Source organism: Neisseria sp. P0019.S002 (genome assembly GCF_051957155.1).
Taxonomy (GTDB): Bacteria; Pseudomonadota; Gammaproteobacteria; order Burkholderiales; family Neisseriaceae; genus Neisseria; species Neisseria perflava.
The window spans coordinates 1-452 of the sequence record NZ_JBQCWS010000129.1; the positions used below are offsets into that span (position 1 = coordinate 1).

Below are 452 nucleotides of genomic sequence, written 5' to 3' on the forward strand. Positions count from 1 at the left end.
TGTTTGTGTGTTGTGGTGGGTGTTGTGGTTTGGGGTTGTTTGTGGGGGGTTTGGTGGGGTGTGTTGTTGGTGGGTGTTGTGGTGGTTTTGTTGGGGGGGTGTTTTTTGTTTGGGTGGGTTGGTTTGTTGGGTTTGGTGGTGTTGTTTGTGTTTTGGGGTTTGTGTTGGTGGGGGGTTGGGGTGGGTTGTTTGGGGGGTTGGTTGGGTTTTGTGTTTTGTTGGTTGTGTGTTTTGGGGTTGTTTGGGGTGGGTTTGGTGGGGGTGGGGGTGTTGTTGTGGGTGGGTGTGGGGGGGGGGGTGTTGGTTGTTTTGGTGTGTTGTTGTTGGGGGTTGTTTGTGTGTTGGGTGTGGGGGGGTTTTGTTTTGGTTGGGTTGTTGGTTGTTGTTGTTGTTGTGGTAGTGGTGGTTGTTGTTGTGTTTTTTGGTGTGGGTTGGTGGGTTGTTTGTGGGTG

The 452-nt window shown here is 51.8% G+C and carries 1 protein-coding gene; it reads left to right on the forward strand.

Annotated elements, in window-relative coordinates:
- Positions 1 to 39: 39 nt before the first annotated feature.
- Positions 40 to 452, forward strand: a 413-nt coding sequence (locus tag ACTHTY_RS11910) for a hypothetical protein (RefSeq protein WP_440367839.1), incomplete at its 3' end; no start/stop codon positions are given.